This is a genomic window from Vibrio sp. 10N.286.48.C11 (assembly GCF_041469805.1).
Taxonomy (GTDB): domain Bacteria; phylum Pseudomonadota; class Gammaproteobacteria; order Enterobacterales; family Vibrionaceae; genus Vibrio; species Vibrio crassostreae_C.
In genome coordinates this window covers 106,717-124,640 of the sequence record NZ_JBFRLK010000001.1, presented here as the reverse complement: position 1 = coordinate 124,640, position 17,924 = coordinate 106,717, and the positions used below count along the sequence as shown (strand labels likewise).

Here is a 17,924-nt window from a genome sequence, read left to right as displayed (position 1 = left end):
CTAGCCCTTAAATTGTTCAGAATTCTGGATTAAGTCAGTAGCTATAGCATTAAGCTGCTGCTGACGATTATTTATAAGCTTATAAAGCAATGCATTTTCTTTGATGCTTGCTGCATAAAGCTTGGCAATAGTGTTCTGTTTTTCTATCTCTGGTATCGCTAGCTCAACATCGGCCAATACTGGTTTTCTAATGTTTGTTTGTGTGCTGCCTTCAGCACTCTTTCTAAAGTACTGCTGCACAGGCTTTTGATTGAGCTGCCAAGCTAAGAACATTGGGTTTATCTTATCGCGTTGCGATGACTTGATACGGATCTGAAACAGGCTAGGAGAACTAATTACGTCTTCTAGTTGTTCAGGAACGTAGGCAGCATAGGTTCTCATCCCCTTGGCAATGAACAGAACATCGCCTTGTTCAAGCCACATAGGCTGCTTCTTACCTGTTAATTCCGTTCTCACCAACTCAGCGCTTTGCAACTCACCCAGATCACTGATGTCTTTTGCTTGCACGACTTGGACGGAAGCATTTGGGTCATGCTTGATTGACCCGCGAAATGGGTAGCCAGCATGAATATCCGCTACCTCTGATAGTCGTAGTCTCATTCCAACACCTCAAACTTTAACTTGCATCCATTGTGGTTACTTTAAGCAAATACGTCAAGAAAAAATGCAGGAATAAAAAACTGCAAATTTTAAGTTGACTAAATTTCAAACCGATCATAAGATTATTTGCAGTAAACGAATGGAGCAAAAATCATGAGCGGACAAAAAGCGGTACAAAATGGTAAAGCATTTGAGTCAAAGATCTTTGCAGTACTTAAGCAAATCCCTGGCGTAAATGTGATTAAAGATATTCCTTATCCATCTATCTACAGTGCTTATTCAACCAAGCGCAAAACCAAGATGGAGTTCAGAGCGGAGAACATATCTCTGACATTTGAAACCTTGGATTTCCAAGGTAACAAGATCACCAAAACTCGCTTGTTCAACACATTGAACATTGAGTGTAAGTATCAGGAAGACTCGGGGACGACAGATGAAAAGTACCCACTGGTCTATGAGAACGCACTGATCAGTGATGCTGAAGCCACTCTATTTGTTTACGAAGATCCGTTGAAGAACATTAAGCGTGGTGCGTTGGAGTTTATGTACGACAAGGCACTTAACTCAGGTGAGAGATTAATAGTGATGGACTTTGATAGCCTCCTTGCGAATGTGAATAAGCAATATGCATTGGAGCTTGTTGCGGCAAGGTTTGAGCAAGGTTCTGAGCTATTTCAAGCTAATCACCCTGGGCTGAAAATGCTGGATTCATACTCTCGAAAGCGCTTCAACCAAGCGATGAGAAAAAATGAACAGTGTGGAGAGTTCTTTGACGAGTACCTAGATTGCCAACGTGATTTCCACAATTTTATCGCAAGGCATGGGGGACAAAGCCGTGATTACCTACCGTATTTAAACAATTTAAGAACCTTACGAGCAGGGATCACTGAATGTTTACCAAACTTAAATTAAGGAGATTTAATCTATGACTGTAACTGAGAAACTATTGGCTGCTCTACTAGAGCGTGGTGTTTTTGATAACGAAGAGCAGAAAGTGTCAGGCATTGCTAAATTAGCTATTGAGAAGAGTTTCGATAGCCTGAGCCATGCTCAGAAGTATGTTCTATCACCATGGCTGTCGCAGCACTGTACAGGATCAACAGACCCTGGTGGTCATCATAATGGTTGTTGTGTGAAGTTAGATGGTGATGAACTACTTGAAGCTATCGAGTTGGCGGATGACACCGAGTGTTTGCAGTGTGATAGTTGTCGTAACGATGATTCTTATTACGCACATCAGTACGACAAACTAATGGCTGAGTAGCGACAGACACTTATGCAATACCATAAACTATGTTGAATTGGGTTAGCTATTGGCTAACCCGTCTTTTATTGCTTAAGAGTTGAGGTAACTCAGGTATCGCTTGGTGTTTGGGTGCAGGCTGAGCCGTGATTTTTTTGTATTGCCACTATATCCAGGCATCTCGATACCGATCGATTTGAGAACAGATCTAACCATGCTGGTTGCTTTACCTTGGGTATCTACTGTTTTTATTCTTGTGTAGTCCTTTAGATAGTGACTGAGCAACTTTTCATGTTTAGCAAGGTTGTTTGCTATGTTGATTACATCGGATTTGTGTATGAACAGTTGAGATTTCTCATCATCGAAGTGATAGCACCCAAGTACAATTGAATGAATGATTTTCGCTGATTTATGCTTGTTAGGATCATAGTTCTTTTTGTTGAAAATCAGCTCATCAGTTTCCACAAACGGCAGATAATTAAACAATTCGCGATTAAACGACCAGTCAAATTTGATATCTTCATGTGTTACCGACTCAAGAAGGTAGATCTTTTTAAGGTCGTACTTTTTCAAAGCTGCGATATCCAGTGAATCTTTTTCATTTGAATGAGTCAATTTTTGTTTTTTTTCTTTTGAAAGGTCTGGGCTGTCGATGATTGCCTGAATGAAACGATCATCCATCTGCTTTTTTTTCAATTTATTTGAAAGAAAAGCGTCGTTTTGTAGATTTGGCCCAGATGTTGTGACTCTTACATCAAAACCTAAGTATTTTAGTGTATGAAAAAGAGATAACGCTAATGAAAAGTTTTGTTTTTCTTTTCTTTCAAAAACGGAATTTTTCAATTTATCTTTGTCTTTTTGGGTTTCCAGTACAGAGAAGTCACGATGCTGCCTGAATTTGACAAAAGTTTGGACTGAAAAGCAAATATTCTTCGCCTTTCTAAATCGACGTGAGAAATTGACGAGTTCCTGAGGTGTGAGTGTTTTGTCACAGATTACATGTACTTTATCAGTGTAATCGGTCTCAATAGAGAAACCAGACCCTAAGCAAGGGGAGGAAAGTATTGCCGCATACTTGTGAACCTCTTCATTAGGGGCTGCCAAAAATGCCTTCTGCGCTGGTTTGTCCTTGTTGTCACCATGTACGACTAAAACATTCTGTTCTAGTGCGACATCTGCACAATCTAATCCTTTATGATTTTTAAAACCTAGATCAACTAGGGTTTGTTTAAGCGTTTGACGGCTATCAAATAGAAACACTCGATCAGAAAGAAGTACCTTCTTAAGCTCTGGTTGCTGGAGGAATACGTCTTTACTTTGAATTTCTGCTGTGATGTTCTTGTAAGGGTTCTCTGTGCAATCCAATACCGTCAGATCACCTCGGAGACTTCTTAGAAACGAAAGGCTGATATTACTCAGATCAGCATCGCCGACGATAACCTTTTTAGCACTGTGTATTACATCACACAGTACTAGGAAAACGAGGTCGGCATCCATCTGCGGGTTGTTATCTGAGCAGACTACGGCACTAAGTACTTTTTCAAATTCATCGATAATCAATACATCACAGTTGAGTGCAGCATTGAGTAAGTGTGGCTTTTGTATGCTGTTAATGACAAGCGCAAGAGAGTTTGCGCGTTCAATGCCAAACAAGGCATTAGATTGGTAATTTGTCGCATTGTTGTTTTTACAAAACTGATCAACAAGTGCAATCAAATGCGATACGTAGACAACCTTGTTCTCTTTACCAGCGTTCTGGGCGATAGGGCTGAATACATGCTTTGTTTTTCCAACCCCCGTCTTTGCTTTTACTGCAATGGTATGGCTTGCTGTAAAACTAGGGTGATCGGTTAATGTGTTAATCGACGGCACTCTATATTGCCTAAAACAGTCACTGATGGTGAGATTTCTTTCAATCAATATGCGGTTATTAGCGATATATTGATCAAGGGACTGAGTGGCAATTTCCCGATCTGATTCTTCTAGGTAGAAAGAAGTTAGATCTTTCGCAGTTTCAAAAGTCAGAGGTATGTATTTAACTGCAACTGAGGAGGCTAATTGCAGTAACTCAGCATCTTTTGTTGCTTGATAGCCAGCGTAAAGGTATGCGATCTCGTCATCGGCCTTAAAAACCTTGTCGTTGGATGTGTCGTATATTGGCAGTCGATGCTTATAAAAGTTGGATCTAAATACACCAGCCGTGCGAGCGGCATAGTTTTTAGAATCGACAATTACGCTGTTAATTTCTTGCTTTGCATCTAAGTAGTAGCGGCATATCTCGGAGACATTTGAAGTGACATCATTGGGTGGTGCTACAACTCTGTACTGAGTATCTGATGATGAATATTGAATCTTAGGGTGTGCTAACACCCTGACTGTTGGTAACTCATGGTTAGATACAACTTGGTGACCGAATGATTGGCCGACTGCGATATGGTTCATCTCTACCTCTTAATTTATTTTTAAGAGGAAAGTGGAGTATTTGTTAGTTATGTATATATATTTAGAAAAGCTCCACTTTCCCTTTTTATCTGCGAGCATGCTAAAGCATGCAATATCAACTAGTTGTTAAGCTGCTGATTGATAGAAAGTGTTTTCAAGTAGAGATTGTCTCTGAACTAGTAAGTCAGAAACGGTTTCACGCAAATCTTGCCCAGTCGCCATAGCAAGGATCGTCATATCGACTTCATGCGACAGAAAGCCAACGGAGTTTGCTCCAAGAGGTATTGAGGGCGGGAATGTGCCATCATTGATTTTGCGGTGAAGTGTCGCTTTTGAGAAAGGGATACGTTTTAGAACTTCAGTTTTACGTTCGATGCGGAAATTTGTGTTCATAGAGAGACTTCCAATTCATTTAATTACAGTTTGCGTAAGTTCTCTTAGTAGTTGCTCTGCATCTATGCTTGCCATTCCATTTGACATGGTTGTGCAACCCACATGTGTAGGTAGACAGATCCTATGTAAAAATAGAATTAGTTTGAATGTAAGCTTTTATGCGAAAGGAATAGTCTCAGGCACAAAAATTTTCTTTAAAACACAAGCGTAGAGCTAAAAATAGCTACTAGAGATATATAAATGAATCAAAAGTATTGCTGTGGTATACACCAAATTGAATTTGATGGTGTTTACGTGTTCTGTATTTTTCTCCTGTTGTTAAAGTTACTTATTCGTCTGGATGCATCTAGATATAATTTATTTGATGATCTTAAGTCAATGATAAGTAACTAAAACAATGTAAAGTGTGACACTTGTCACGCTGGGGTGGGTTTGGCTATAGTGTTTGCGTTGAAAGAGGCGGTTAAAATGTAGTCACTCCACCAGGCCATGATGTTTCGGCGCTTTTCTAAGTATTCTGCGTTGTTATAAATGTCGCGAATAGTATTTTGATCAACATGGGCAAGACAAAGTTCGATTGCATCTTTATCAAATCCCTGTTCGTTCAAAGCTGTACTACCGATCGAACGCATACCGTGGCTTACTAGTATTCCCGCCATTCCAGCTCTCTTAATTACGGCATTAACCGACTGGCTATTCATATGGCTGTTTGGGGTTTTGCTACTTGGGAATATATACTGCTGTCCAAATGAGATGGGCTTCATGAACTCTAACAATTGAAGAGTAGCGTCAGTTAAAGGTATTTTATGATCCCGCTTCATCTTCATTTTTTCTTTTGGTATAACCCAAAGCCTTTTGTCAGTGTCAATTTCGCTCCACTCTGCGGTGGCACACTCAACGGGACGGGTTAACGTATGAAGTTGAAATTCAAAGGCACAGCGAGTCGCCATTTTAGTATTTACTTTTGACATGGCGTTCATCAGAAAACTAAGATTTTCTGGTTCTATCGTTTTCATATGCATGGTTTTAGGTTTTCTGAAAACCTGTTTGATACCTGCTAATGGGTTAGCTTCAATCTTTCCCATATTAGTTGCGTAGATCATGACCTCATTTATACGCTGACAAACACGTTTGACAGTTTCTAATGAACCTTGTTGTTCTAAAGGTCTCAATTGTTTAATGACAGTTGGAGCACGTATATCGCATATAGGTAGCTGCCCCAGGTTTGGGAAAATGTGCAGTTCTAGCGAACGCCAAATGTCGTCAGCATAGTCGCTTGATACAGAGTCGCGCTTTAACTCAAACCATTCCATAGCTACGGTTTTTAAAGTGTCTTCAACTGCAAGTTGCTCAGCCACTAACTTGTTATCTCTATGCGTTTTTGGATCTATTCCTTCCGCAACAAGTTGACGCATTTATCGTGTCTTCTCTCTTGCCGATAATAGAGTAATGTCTGGAAATACGCCGAGACCGATATTCTTGCGTTTTTTGGTCACTGGGTGGGTGTAATTGAAAATCCAAGACTTAGTGCCGTTGGGCTTTATTCTTAGTAGTAACCCGTTACCGTCACCTAGAGAGTATTCTTTGTCTTGTGGCTTCGCTTTACTCACTTGCGTAGTAGATAAGGGCTTGATTGATTTAGCCATTCTGTCTTCCTCTGACTGATGTAACACTAGATTGGTAACACTGCTGGTGGTGTTACATCGTATGTTACTTTAAGACCGAGGTTTAGTGAAACGGTATGAGACGCGGTGATCTATAGAGGCCCTATTTTATAAGGCTTCAGATACAAAAACGGGACATCCTGAGATGTCCCGTTCCAAACGTTTGGTGGAGCTGGCGGGAGTTGAACCCGCGTCCAAAAATCATTCATCATTGGTACTACATGCTTAGTCGATCTTTAATTTCACCAGCAACCTGCGAACCGACACGCTAGTTAAAGGCTAACCTGAATTATAATTCGCGCTTTTCCTCTCAGGTGGGAGAAGCCACGCTAGCTAGTTTGGGTTTGATCTCTTATTGGTCCCCGTCTTACGAGCGGAAGCTAGGGTAAGAGAGCTCTGAGCAGGTTATTAAGCTGCTAGTGCGTAGTTTTCGTCGTTTGCGACTATTTTTTTGCGGCTTTTAACGTGGCCAACCGCCCCACGGCATGCACCTCAGACTTCAAAATTCCTGTCGAATCCTAAATCAGCCCCAAGTGTTATTTGCATAGTACCAGAAAAGCTTACCCTGTCTAGCACTGTGCGTTTAAGTGCTTAAAATTAACGCAAATTACTCTTCATAATTCGTGCTTTATCTCTCGCCCAATCTTTTTCTTTCATATCAGTACGTTTATCGTGCAGCTTTTTACCTTTCGCTACGCCAACTTTAATCTTCGCCCAAGAGCGAGACCAGTAAAGTGCGGTTGCGACAAGCGTCATGCCTTCACGGTTAATACGACCGATAAGGTTGTCGAGTTCTTTTCTCGACATTAATAGTTTACGGATACGTGTTGGGTTCGCCACGATATGAGTACTCGCTTGAGTTAGCGGAGTAATCGTCATACCACTGATGAATGCTTCGCCATCTCGGATGTATACGTAGCTTTCTGCGATATTGGTTTTGCCTTCACGTAGGGATTTTACTTCCCAGCCTTGTAGCTCAAGCCCCGCTTCTATCTCATCATCGATGAAATATTCGTGGCGAGCTTTCTTATTAAGCGCAATGGTATTACTACCGGCTTTTGATTTTGATTTATTCTTTGCCATAATGGCCTCATTATACGGAATGCGCCCTAGATGGGGAATCCTTTTTATTTGCGCTCTGGCCCAATACAATTAAAATTGCAGTTTGTGTTAATGTAACGCTGTCTTTAACAGGAGTCTATATGCCAAAGGTTACTCGTTCAGCATTAGTGTCTTTTAGTGCCGACCAGATGTTCAGCTTGGTCAATGATGTTGCTCGTTATCCTGAGTTTTTGCCAGGATGTTCTGGTTCTCGTGTGATCGAATCTTCAGATTCCGCGATGGTGGCTTCGGTTGATGTCTCTAAAGCTGGTATCAGTAAAACATTCACTACGTCGAATCGAATGGCGGATGGTGCTGAAATTCTAATGGAGCTGGTAGATGGCCCGTTTAAGAAGCTGGAGGGGGGCTGGTATTTCACTCCTCTAGACGACCAAGCATGTAAGGTTGAACTTAAACTAGAGTTTGAATTTTCTAGTCGAATGATTGAAATGGCATTTGGCAAGATTTTCAATGAACTGACAAGCAATATGGTCTGTGCTTTTACTCAACGAGCGAAACAGGTTTACTAAGCCATGACTATTGAATCAGATATGATCCACGTAGAAGTTGTGTTTGCGCTTCCACATGAGCAGCGTGTATTTACCTTAGTGGTAAATAAGAACGCGACCGTTGAAGAGATTATTGCGCAGTCTGGTGTTTTAGAGTTGTATCCAGAAATCGACTTGGCGAAAAATAAAGTTGGCGTATACAGCCGCAACGTTAAGTTAGATGCAACCGTTCGAGATAAAGATCGTATCGAAATTTATCGAGCACTGTTAGCCGATCCAAAAGAAATTCGCCGTAAGCGTGCTGAACAAGCGAAAGCGGCGGCTAAATCGTAATACCAAACAAATTTGAATGATAAAGAAGCTCGCATTAGCGAGCTTTTTTTCATCTGTTTGTTAGACAATACAGTCTACAGTCTCATTTGTTAGCAGATATTAAAAAGCCTGCTCATATGAGCAGGCTTTTGCGATTCTTGCTTTTGACTGGAAAGCTTTGTTAGTTGAAAGCTAGCGAAGGCTTTCGAAGAATTCATCACTGGCTTCAAAATCACCATTGATCGTCACTAAGGTGCCTGTTGCATCAAAGTTAACAACAAGATTTTTTTGAATCGAGTCTTCATGGCCTTTTGTGTGGTGGTAAATGTAGTACCACGTATCTGGGTAGCCATTTTCGATAAGCATAGGTGAGCCCATAACGTAACGAACTTGTGTTTTTGTCATGCCAAACTTGAGCTGATCGACAGCTTCCTGTTCAACATAGTTACCCTGATTGATGTCAATTCGATAAACCAACTTCTCTAATAGAGAGCAACCGGTCAACATTGTTAGTGCAAGTGGAACTGCAACTAACCACTTTTTAATTCGCATAGTTTGAGATCTTTCTTCGCTAAAATACTGCCTGATAATAAACAAGCTCCAGCAAGAAGTAAAAAGCTCCTTGCGCTTTGAGCTTGTTATGACTGGCAATTTTGAATTAAGTTGCAAAATTGCCAAGAATTTTCGGTAAATTATCAGAAAGTTGCCGAATATGTAACCTAAGCTGCGATTAATAACTCTTTTGCGTTGGCAAGCGTCGATTCGGTAATCTGGCTGCCACCAAGCAGTCGAGCAAGCTCTGAAACGCGTTGTTGCTCATCAAGCGTGTGCATTTGAGTCTCGGTTTTACCTGATTTAGTGTTCTTCGCTACAAAAAGTTGTTGGTGACCGCAACCGGCAACTTGAGGTAAGTGAGTCACGCACATAACTTGTGTCGATTCGCCCAGCTTACGTAGCATTTTTCCGACAACCGCAGCGGTTGGTCCACTGATACCCACATCGACTTCATCGAAAATCAGGCTTGGTGTATCCACTTTTTGCGCTGTGATCACCTGAATCGCTAATGAGATTCGTGATAACTCACCACCAGAGGCCACTTTCGCAATCGGCTGCATCGGTTGGCCTGGGTTGGTCGAAACAATGAAGGTCACGTTATCCATACCCAATGGAGAAGGGTGTGTGTTGGTGTTGTTCACTTCAATGGCAAACTGCGCTTTTTCCATGCTCAGTTCGTGCATGCTTTGCGTGATCAGCTTGTTGAGCTCTTTTGCGTAACGAGTTCGAGATTTATGAAGCTTCTCTGATTTAGCAACGAACGATTGGTATTGGTTTTCCACCTCGTTTGCCAGTTCTTCTAATTTTTCATCAGAGCAATCAAGCGCTTCAACTTGTTGTAGTAAGTCTTGATGGTGCTTATACAGCTCTTCAGGTAACACGTGGTGTTTACGAGACATCGACATCACTTTAGAGAAACGCTCCTCAACGTAAGCCATACGACCGGGATCAACATCAATGCTGTCTAGGTATGTTCTTAACTCGTTGTTGGTTTCTTCAATCTGAATAATGGCTTCGGAAAGCAAGTTTGGTAACTCGGCTAATCTTTCATCTAGCTCAGCTAGCTGAATTAAGGAGTTATTGGCCGATTGCAGAATACCAAGCGCATTAACTTCTTCGCCTTCATAAATAAGCTCGATAGCTTGCTGACAGGTTGTGGCCAGTTCTCCGCTATTGGAGAGGCGCTTATGCTCTTGTTCGAGGTCTTCATATTCTTCCTCCCCAATAGACAGCTCATTTAACTCTTTGATTTGGTATTCAAGAAGTTGTTTTTGAGCTTGATTTTGCTGGCTATTTTCACGTAACTCTTTCAAGTGGTTATCGGCTTGTCGCCAGGCTTGGTAAGCATTACGTGTCGATTTCAACAGGTTCAAGTGGCCTGCGTATTGATCAAGCATGGCCATTTGGTAATCGCTCTTCATCAACTGATGATGCGCATGTTGACCATGAATGTTGATCAACAGCTGCCCAAGCGATTTCAACTGTGAAAGAGGGACAGGACTGCCGTTAATGAATGCGCGAGAACGACCTTCTTTAGAGATGGTTCTACGTAATATGCATTCACCGCCATCAAGCAGCTCGTTGTCTTCTAACCAGCGGGTAGCATGCAGATTGTTCTCAAGTAAAAAAGCGGCACTGACTTCGGTTTTTTCTTCACCTTGTCGAACCATTCCTGCATCGGATCTTCCCCCAAGACATAAGCCTAAAGCATCGATAGCGATAGATTTACCCGCACCAGTTTCTCCGGTGATTGTTGTCATGCCTTTAGAGAGTTCTAGCTGTAAAGACTTAACAATAGCGAAATTATTAACACTTAGATGAGCCAGCATTTTTATTTACCTGTATAACTGAACAATACTGTATATAAGCTCAGTATATACTGTTTCTTTATACAGTAAAGTCGGTGGGTGAAATTTTTTTGTGACTGTTATCAGAATTGAGGTTGTTCGTAGATCACTGAAACCGCTATAGATTCCCAACTCAGTCGTTCCTCCTTCTTGGGAATGACGGTGTGAATCATTGAGACGAAGAGAGAGTTGGCGGGCTTTTTACTGGTAATGAAAAAGGCTGACGAATGTCGTCAGCCTTTCAAATTTTCGGTTACCACTGGAGCGTTTATTCTTTTAGAACAGCTTACTCGACCAGCCTAGTTTGTTACGTAGAACATGGTAGTAGTTGTAGTCTTTAGGGTGGATCAGCTTGAGTACATTCGGGCTTTGGTAAATATGGATCTCATCGCCAGGAGAAACCGGTAGCGAGATTTGGCCATCGCAGCTGACTTCCTGTGTACCGCGGTTATCAGGCGATACGATAAGCTTGATACGACGCTTTCCATCCACCACAAGTGGGCGGCTTGAAAGGGTGTGCGGGAACATTGGCACTAGTGAGATAGCATTTAGGCTTGATGACAGGATAGGGCCGCCGCCAGAAAGCGAATAAGCGGTAGAACCTGTCGGTGTTGAGACGATTAAGCCATCAGAGCGCTGTGAGAAGGCGAAGCTATCATCGATATACACTTCGAACTCGATCATGTGCGCCACTTGTCCGGGGTGCAGTACTGCCTCATTAAGTGCCGCATTGTGGCTTTTTATCTGGCCGTGACGATGAATTTCCGTTTCAAGTAAGAAGCGCTCTTCTTCCATGAACTCGCCTTTGAGAACATCAGTCAACGCGCTCTGGAAGTTTTCAGGGTTGAGATCGGTTAGGAAACCAAGGTTGCCTCGGTTAACACCAATCACTGAAATGTCGAAACGTGACAAGATTCGAGCGGCACCGAGCATATTTCCGTCGCCGCCGACCACAATGGCGAGATCGGCGCGTTTACCTAATTCAATCAGGCTAGAAAAATGTTCTTTTGGGATGTCGTCTAAAATAGTGGCGAGTCTGTCATCAACAAACACTTGATAACCCTCAGCACTTAACCACTGATAGAGCTCTCTATGAGTCTGAATTGCTTGCTGATCTCGAGGTTTACCAATAATGGCGATGACTTCAAATGGCTTTTTCATAACGTTTCCAAACGAATTAGGCTTGAATCAAAATTCTTCATCCCCATAATAAAGGCAAGTTGAACGTCTATGCGAGTGTTTTATATCAATTTGGGGCGCAAACACGCCTGTCACTTGCATTGAAAACGAATTCTGGAGATATCATGAGCAACGAAGAAAACAAAGTAACCGAAGAAGAGCTAGATCAGATCATCGCTGAAGCTGAGAAAGTTGAAGAAGCTGAGCTGAATGAAGACGCTGCTGATGAGCAGGAAGCAAAAATCGCTCAACTGGAAGCTGCCCTGCTTTCTAGCGAATCTAAAGTGAAAGAGCAGCAAGATTCTGTTCTTCGCGCGAAAGCTGAAGTTGAAAACATGCGTCGCCGTAGCGAACAAGAAATTGATAAAGCGCGTAAATTCGCTTTGAACAAGTTTGCTGAAGGTCTGCTTCCTGTAATCGACAACCTAGAGCGTGCAATGCAAGCGGCAGACGCTGAAAACGAGGTGGTTAAGCCACTGTTTGAAGGTGTTGAGCTAACGCACAAGACGTTCGTAGATACAGTTGCTAAGTTTGGTCTTAAAGAGATCAACCCTGAAGGTGAAGCGTTCAACCCTGAATTCCACCAAGCAATGTCTATCCAAGAAAGCCCAGACCACGAGTCAAACACGGTTATGTTTGTGATGCAAAAAGGCTACGAACTAAACGGTCGTGTGGTTCGCCCAGCGATGGTTATGGTTGCTAAGTAATGACGAATTACGTTGCCAAGTGATTGACTGGTGCATTGACTGAGTTAGTCGCAGCGACAAAATAAATCACTGGTTTGCGTAAAATAAAAAGAGAGGTATAGGCCTCTCTTTTTTTGTGCCTATAACTTGAGAGTCCACGTAAATAAGCATCAAAACCGCATTAAGAATGTCGTTCTTTTTATTTCATTCAGATCAGCGATTTAGAGTTTTGTGTTATGAAACTTGTTGTGATTGAGTAAATGTTTTGATGTCACATTTGTAGTGTTTTTGTAAATAAATACTTTTAATTGTTATCTTTGTATGTAAAATTCACTGCCATATAGCGATTTTGGTCGCATATATAACTATAAAAGTACAAATTTCAAACACAACAAACTGGAGAAGAACGATGGATAAATCGCTCTCAAGTAAAATTTTTGTAGGCTTGTTCGCCGGTCTACTTATTGGTACTGCTATTCAGTACCTATTCAGCGGTATTGCTATTTTTGATACGTATCTACTTGGCGCTGCCGAAGGTGCTGGTGGTATGTTCGTATCACTTATCAAATTGCTTGTAGTTCCTCTTGTATACGTATCTATTGTTTGCGGTATTGTTGAGCTAAAAGATATTCGTTCATTTGGTCGTCTTGGTGGTAAAACCTTTGGTCTTTACATTATTAACACCATCATCGCGATTTCTGCAGCGCTAACGATTGGTCTTATTTTCCAACCGGGTGCTGGTGCGAATCTAGCGGGTACAGTTTCTGAGACAATTGCGCTTACAACAACTGAAACGCCAGATATCTTCTCTCTTGTTGTTAATATCGTTCCTAGCAACCCTGTAGAAGCATTTGCAAGTGGAGACATGCTGCAAATCATCTTCATGGCTATTCTGACTGGTCTTGCTATCCAAGCTCTTGATTCTCGTGGTGGCCCAGCTATCAAGACATTCAAGATGGCTAACGAGATCATGATGAAGCTTATCGGCCTAGTAATGAGCCTTGCGCCATACGGTGTATTTGCTCTGATGATTCAACTAGGTGCAACACTTGATGCAAACACGTTAATGTCAGTTGCTGGCTATGTAGCGCTTGTTGTAGCGATGCTTGTGTTCTGGATCTTCTTCTTCTACCCAATGATGGTTGGTTCATTCACTGGTATTTCTCCAAAGCAGTTCCTACGTGCAACTCGTGAGCAAATCCTTTTCTCACTATCGACTGCAAGCTCGAACGCGACGATTCCAGTAACAATGCGTACTCTGACGGACAAACTAAACGTATCTAAGTCAGTGGCAGGTTTCGGTGTACCACTAGGTGCAACAATGAACATGTCTGGTGTATCTATCTACATCGCACTAGCAACTATGTTCGTAGCAAACGCATTCGGTCAGCCAATCAACACTGCTGATATCTTTACTCTAGGTCTAACTATCTTGCTACTTTCTATCGGTGCTGGTGGTGTTCCTGGTGGTGGTGTGGTTATGGTCGGTGTTCTATTGCACCAACTAGGTTTGCCACCAGAAGGTCTAGCGATTGTTGCTGCTGTTGACCGTATCTGTGACATGTTCTGTACTTCTTCTAACGTTGTTGGTGATACTGCGGTTAACACTATCGTAGCGAAATCTGAAAACGAAATCGGCGTTGAAGCTAACGAAGAAGCTGAGCTAAAGAAAGCAGAAGCATAATTCTTAATTAAGATTCGATAATTAGAAGCCCCGCTCAATGAGAGCGGGGCTTTTTTGTTTCTGATGATAAGTGCTTTGGGCTGTCTGCTGCTGAGTTAAAAGAGGGGGCTATGTTGGTGCGAAGTCTCATTTTTTCTTTTTACTCGCGCTGAATGGGTCATCAGTTTTCAATCTTTAATATAGATCACATATAATAATACAATATTATTATATTGTTCTGACAACCTACATTATGACGACATAAAGGAAACCCAATAATGAAGCTGTCTTACCTTAGCCTACTGACTGCCAGCCTTTTAGCCGCTCCCGCTCTTGCTTCTAATCACGATATTGGTCAACAGTTCAATCTTGACCCTGCAAAAGCACCAGCACAAAACTTCGATTTATCTAAATGGAAAATTAACTTACCGGAGCTGACGACTGAAGGGTCTAGAAAAGGTAAAACGCTGGAGATTGGTAAAAAGGAACTGTCGAATGTAGACACGCCTTACGTTCACCCTAAATGGTTCTACACGGATGCCGAGTCTGGTGCGATGGTGTTTGTGGCTCCGAATACAGCTCCAACGACGCCAAACAGTAAAAACACGCGTAGTGAGCTAAGAGCGATGCTAGCGGATAGCTACTCTGCGCCGAGCAACAACTTCGCGATTTCAAGCCATAAGAACGCGGAAGAGTTTGGCTCTATCGGTGGCCAGATGACGGCAACACTTTCTGTTGATCAGGTGAGCACCAGCGGTAACTATAAGAAAACCGGTGCATTCTCTGTGGTTATTGGTCAAATCCATGGGTCGGATAATGAACCTCTGAAAATTGTTTACCGCAAGTTGCCAGAACATGAGCATGGTTCGTTAACGTGGAACTATGAGTTAAACCCGCCGACAGAGATGAAAAACGCGAAGGATGAAAACGGAAAGAAACTTCGTAAAGACATTCGCCATGATGTATTTGGTCAATACAATCTGAAAAAAGGCAGCTCGGACCCTGCTGATGGCATCAAGCTAGGTGAAGTGTTCTCATACGATGTGAATATCAAAGATAACATCATGCACTTAACCTTTACTAAGAATCCAAACTCAGCCGATCCTATTGTGAAGACGTATGATGTTGATTTGGCTAAGGGTAAGTATCAGGGGCATGATATCGACCTTGGTTATGGACAGGACTGGATGTACTTCAAGGCGGGCGCATACAATCAATGCAACACTAAGAAGTCGAGCTCAGCCTGTGAATGGCGTGGTATGGAAGCGGGTGATTACACTCAAGCGAGCTTCTACCAGTTAGTGCTCAACCAATAATATGGCTGAATCAGTCACCATTTGAACAATATTTAACTGATTAATATCTATTTGAAAAAGACCTTCCACATGAAGGTCTTTTTTTATGGCATCTGGAATAGGGTTGAGGTTTCAATGTGGCGACAAATGCGAGAGTTTCTCAACATTGGAGCCTTAATTGGCAAGGGATCGGTCACTTTTTACCTTTATGTAAAAAGATACGGGAAAAAATAGATTTTTTTTACTTATTCCCTTGAAAACCAGTTTGCAGCCCTTATCTATGGTGCATACGAAAGCAAATTACATTTGCACTTTAATTTTGTGTATTAGGGTTGAATCCCTGATTACCGCCCCCCACATATGTGGGTATAGCAAAAAACTAATATAGATTATATTTCGGAGATAGCCTGATGGGTCGAATCATTGGTATTGATTTAGGTACTACTAACTCTTGTGTTGCTGTTTTAGACGGCGACAAACCACGCGTACTAGAAAATGCTGAAGGCGAACGCACAACAGCATCGGTAATCGCATACACTGACGGCGAGACGCTAGTTGGTCAACCTGCGAAACGTCAAGCAGTTACTAACCCTCAAAACACGCTATACGCAATTAAGCGTCTAATCGGTCGTCGTTTTGAAGATGAAGAAGTTCAACGCGATATCGAAATCATGCCTTTCAACATTGTTAAGGCTGACAACGGTGATGCATGGGTTGAAGCGCAAGGCCAAAAAATGGCTGCTCCTCAAGTATCTGCTGAAGTTCTTAAGAAAATGAAGAAAACAGCTGAAGACTTCCTAGGCGAAGAAGTAACTGGCGCAGTAGTAACTGTTCCTGCTTACTTCAACGATGCTCAACGTCAAGCAACGAAAGATGCTGGCCGTATCGCTGGTCTAGATGTTAAACGTATCATCAACGAACCAACTGCTGCTGCTCTAGCTTACGGCCTAGACAAGCAAGGTGGTGATCGCACTATCGCTGTATACGACCTTGGTGGTGGTACATTCGATATCTCTATCATCGAAATCGATGAAGTAGAAGGCGAGAAGACTTTCGAAGTTCTTTCAACTAACGGTGACACTCACCTTGGTGGTGAAGATTTCGATAACCGCATGATCAACTACCTAGTAGATGAGTTCAAGAAAGAGCAAGGTATCGACCTTAAAGCTGATCCACTAGCAATGCAGCGTGTTAAAGAAGCAGCAGAAAAAGCGAAAATCGAGCTTTCTTCTACTACTCAAACTGACGTAAACCTACCTTACGTTACTGCTGATGCGACTGGTCCTAAGCACATGAACATCAAAGTGACTCGTGCGAAGCTTGAGTCTCTAGTTGAAGACCTAGTTCAACGTTCTCTTGAGCCACTAAAAGTTGCTCTAGCGGATGCTGACCTATCTGTAGGCGAAATCACTGACGTTATCCTAGTTGGTGGTCAAACTCGTATGCCTATGGTTCAAGCTAAAGTAACTGAATTCTTCGGTAAAGAGCCACGTAAAGACGTGAACCCTGACGAAGCTGTTGCAATGGGTGCTGCTGTTCAAGGTGGTGTACTAGCTGGTGACGTTAAAGACGTTCTACTACTAGACGTTACTCCTCTATCTTTCGGTATCGAAACGATGGGCGGCGTGATGACTAAGCTTATCGAGAAAAACACAACTATCCCTACTAAAGCGGATCAAGTGTTCTCTACAGCTGAAGACAACCAAAACGCAGTAACTATCCACGTTCTTCAAGGTGAGCGTAAGCAAGCGACTTACAACAAGTCTCTTGGTCAGTTCAACCTAGAAGGTATCCAACCAGCACCACGTGGCATGCCACAAATCGAAGTAACATTCGACCTAGATGCTGATGGTATCCTGAACGTATCTGCTAAAGATAAAGCAACAGGTAAAGAGCAGAAGATCACTATCCAAGCATCAGGCGGCCTGTCTGAGGAAGAGATCGAAGCAATGGTACAAGAAGCAGAAGCTAACAAAGAAGCGGACAAAAAGTTCGAAGAGCTAGTAACTGCACGTAACCAAGCTGACCAAATGATTCACGGCACTAAGAAGCAAGTAGAAGAAGCTGGTGAAGCTTTACCTGCAGACGAGAAAGCTAAAATCGAAGCGGCTATCACTGCACTAGAAGAAGTTAAGTCTGGTAACGATAAAGAAGCTATCGACGCTAAAGTTCAAGAACTTATGCAAGCAGCTCAAAAGCTAATGGAAATTGCTCAACAGAAAGCTCAAGCTGAACAAGCTGGTGCTGACGCTGGTGAACAACCTAAGCAAGACGACGATGTTGTAGACGCTGAGTTTGAAGAAGTTAAAGAAGACAAAAAATAATTTCGTCGCAGAGTAGCCTGATTTCGTTATCGGAAGTGTCCACCTACTAACGTAGGCTCCGCGCTTCCACTTAGGACTCAAGCTATCTGCTTAGAAATTTGTCTCAAAGAC

Annotated in this window: 15 protein-coding genes, 1 other RNA gene and 1 pseudogene; 8 read left to right on the top strand and 9 right to left on the bottom strand. The window is 42.3% G+C overall.

Annotation, left to right across the window (positions count from 1 at the left end):
• The gene (locus AB4209_RS00580; RefSeq protein ID WP_054542199.1) at nt 1–600 is read right to left on the bottom strand and encodes a restriction endonuclease subunit S; all 600 of its coding nucleotides are present in this window, start codon (nt 598–600) and stop codon (nt 1–3) included.
• A 153-nt stretch (nt 601–753) separates the two neighbouring features.
• Between AB4209_RS00580 and AB4209_RS00575 the strand changes: the two genes are divergently transcribed.
• A complete protein-coding gene (locus tag AB4209_RS00575; protein WP_372054422.1) occupies nt 754–1,512 on the top strand; it encodes a PD-(D/E)XK nuclease superfamily protein in 759 nt (252 codons plus the stop codon).
• Nucleotides 1,513–1,525: 13 nt separating this feature from the next.
• Nucleotides 1,526–1,864, top strand: a complete 339-nt coding sequence (locus AB4209_RS00570) for a hypothetical protein (RefSeq protein ID WP_371703307.1) — start codon at nt 1,526–1,528, stop codon at nt 1,862–1,864.
• 72 nt (nt 1,865–1,936) lie between these two features.
• Here AB4209_RS00570 and AB4209_RS00565 read toward each other — a convergent pair whose 3' ends face one another.
• The 5 genes and pseudogenes from AB4209_RS00565 to smpB form a co-directional block, all read right to left on the bottom strand.
• Entirely contained in the window at nt 1,937–4,285 is a 2,349-nt protein-coding gene (locus tag AB4209_RS00565; protein ID WP_372054420.1) for a hypothetical protein, read from the bottom strand.
• A 126-nt stretch (nt 4,286–4,411) separates the two neighbouring features.
• A complete protein-coding gene (locus tag AB4209_RS00560) occupies nt 4,412–4,678 on the bottom strand; it encodes an AlpA family transcriptional regulator (RefSeq protein ID WP_065607447.1) in 267 nt (88 codons plus the stop codon).
• Between the two features lie 416 nt (nt 4,679–5,094).
• Nucleotides 5,095–6,324: pseudogene (locus tag AB4209_RS00555) on the bottom strand (integrase domain-containing protein).
• Nucleotides 6,325–6,506: 182 nt separating this feature from the next.
• Nucleotides 6,507–6,873, bottom strand: a transfer-messenger RNA (tmRNA) gene (gene ssrA / locus AB4209_RS00550).
• A 66-nt stretch (nt 6,874–6,939) separates the two neighbouring features.
• A complete protein-coding gene (smpB, locus tag AB4209_RS00545) occupies nt 6,940–7,425 on the bottom strand; it encodes an SsrA-binding protein SmpB (protein ID WP_004735156.1) in 486 nt (161 codons plus the stop codon).
• A gap of 119 nt (nt 7,426–7,544) precedes the next feature.
• On the opposite strand from smpB, the gene AB4209_RS00540 reads away from it, so the two are divergent.
• Entirely contained in the window at nt 7,545–7,973 is a 429-nt protein-coding gene (locus AB4209_RS00540) for an SRPBCC family protein (RefSeq protein WP_372054418.1), read from the top strand.
• Nucleotides 7,974–7,976: 3 nt separating this feature from the next.
• Nucleotides 7,977–8,285 carry an RnfH family protein gene (locus tag AB4209_RS00535; protein WP_016796754.1) on the top strand — a complete coding sequence of 103 codons (309 nt, stop codon included), beginning with the start codon at nt 7,977–7,979 and terminating at the stop codon, nt 8,283–8,285.
• 171 nt (nt 8,286–8,456) lie between these two features.
• Here AB4209_RS00535 and bamE read toward each other — a convergent pair whose 3' ends face one another.
• The 3 genes from bamE to nadK all read right to left on the bottom strand — a co-directional run bounded on the left by bamE (nt 8,457) and on the right by nadK (nt 11,827).
• On the bottom strand, nt 8,457–8,816 hold the full coding sequence (gene bamE, locus AB4209_RS00530; RefSeq protein ID WP_010438918.1) for an outer membrane protein assembly factor BamE: 360 nt from the start codon (nt 8,814–8,816) through the stop codon (nt 8,457–8,459).
• Between the two features lie 167 nt (nt 8,817–8,983).
• Nucleotides 8,984–10,648: a DNA repair protein RecN gene (gene recN / locus AB4209_RS00525; protein WP_017098044.1), complete on the bottom strand. Its 1,665-nt coding sequence runs from the start codon at nt 10,646–10,648 to the stop codon at nt 8,984–8,986.
• Nucleotides 10,649–10,942: 294 nt separating this feature from the next.
• Nucleotides 10,943–11,827 carry an NAD(+) kinase gene (nadK, locus tag AB4209_RS00520; protein WP_017066747.1) on the bottom strand — a complete coding sequence of 295 codons (885 nt, stop codon included), beginning with the start codon at nt 11,825–11,827 and terminating at the stop codon, nt 10,943–10,945.
• Nucleotides 11,828–11,970: 143 nt separating this feature from the next.
• Between nadK and grpE the strand changes: the two genes are divergently transcribed.
• The 4 genes from grpE to dnaK all read left to right on the top strand — a co-directional run bounded on the left by grpE (nt 11,971) and on the right by dnaK (nt 17,813).
• Complete coding sequence (grpE, locus tag AB4209_RS00515) at nt 11,971–12,552, top strand: nucleotide exchange factor GrpE (protein ID WP_019823922.1); 582 nt, start codon at nt 11,971–11,973, stop codon at nt 12,550–12,552.
• A gap of 388 nt (nt 12,553–12,940) precedes the next feature.
• Entirely contained in the window at nt 12,941–14,215 is a 1,275-nt protein-coding gene (locus AB4209_RS00510; protein WP_102333754.1) for a dicarboxylate/amino acid:cation symporter, read from the top strand.
• 257 nt (nt 14,216–14,472) lie between these two features.
• A complete protein-coding gene (locus AB4209_RS00505; RefSeq protein ID WP_017059866.1) occupies nt 14,473–15,510 on the top strand; it encodes a polysaccharide lyase family 7 protein in 1,038 nt (345 codons plus the stop codon).
• A 389-nt stretch (nt 15,511–15,899) separates the two neighbouring features.
• Nucleotides 15,900–17,813: a molecular chaperone DnaK gene (dnaK, locus tag AB4209_RS00500; protein ID WP_017059868.1), complete on the top strand. Its 1,914-nt coding sequence runs from the start codon at nt 15,900–15,902 to the stop codon at nt 17,811–17,813.
• Nucleotides 17,814–17,924 lie beyond the last annotated feature (111 nt).

Bases quoted from the DNA above. Each gene is read 5' to 3' on its own strand.
- AB4209_RS00505 (WP_017059866.1), top strand. From the start codon at position 14,473: ATGAAGCTGTCTTACCTTAGCCTACTGACTGCCAGCCTTTTAGCCGCT.
- AB4209_RS00565 (WP_372054420.1), bottom strand. From the start codon at position 4,285: ATGAACCATATCGCAGTCGGCCAATCATTCGGTCACCAAGTTGTATCT.
- bamE (WP_010438918.1), bottom strand. From the start codon at position 8,816: ATGCGAATTAAAAAGTGGTTAGTTGCAGTTCCACTTGCACTAACAATG.
- AB4209_RS00560 (WP_065607447.1), bottom strand. From the start codon at position 4,678: ATGAACACAAATTTCCGCATCGAACGTAAAACTGAAGTTCTAAAACGT.
- AB4209_RS00510 (WP_102333754.1), top strand. From the start codon at position 12,941: ATGGATAAATCGCTCTCAAGTAAAATTTTTGTAGGCTTGTTCGCCGGT.
- smpB (WP_004735156.1), bottom strand. From the start codon at position 7,425: ATGGCAAAGAATAAATCAAAATCAAAAGCCGGTAGTAATACCATTGCG.
- recN (WP_017098044.1), bottom strand. From the start codon at position 10,648: ATGCTGGCTCATCTAAGTGTTAATAATTTCGCTATTGTTAAGTCTTTA.
- AB4209_RS00535 (WP_016796754.1), top strand. From the start codon at position 7,977: ATGACTATTGAATCAGATATGATCCACGTAGAAGTTGTGTTTGCGCTT.
- grpE (WP_019823922.1), top strand. From the start codon at position 11,971: ATGAGCAACGAAGAAAACAAAGTAACCGAAGAAGAGCTAGATCAGATC.
- dnaK (WP_017059868.1), top strand. From the start codon at position 15,900: ATGGGTCGAATCATTGGTATTGATTTAGGTACTACTAACTCTTGTGTT.
- AB4209_RS00580 (WP_054542199.1), bottom strand. From the start codon at position 600: ATGAGACTACGACTATCAGAGGTAGCGGATATTCATGCTGGCTACCCA.
- AB4209_RS00570 (WP_371703307.1), top strand. From the start codon at position 1,526: ATGACTGTAACTGAGAAACTATTGGCTGCTCTACTAGAGCGTGGTGTT.
- AB4209_RS00540 (WP_372054418.1), top strand. From the start codon at position 7,545: ATGCCAAAGGTTACTCGTTCAGCATTAGTGTCTTTTAGTGCCGACCAG.
- AB4209_RS00575 (WP_372054422.1), top strand. From the start codon at position 754: ATGAGCGGACAAAAAGCGGTACAAAATGGTAAAGCATTTGAGTCAAAG.
- nadK (WP_017066747.1), bottom strand. From the start codon at position 11,827: ATGAAAAAGCCATTTGAAGTCATCGCCATTATTGGTAAACCTCGAGAT.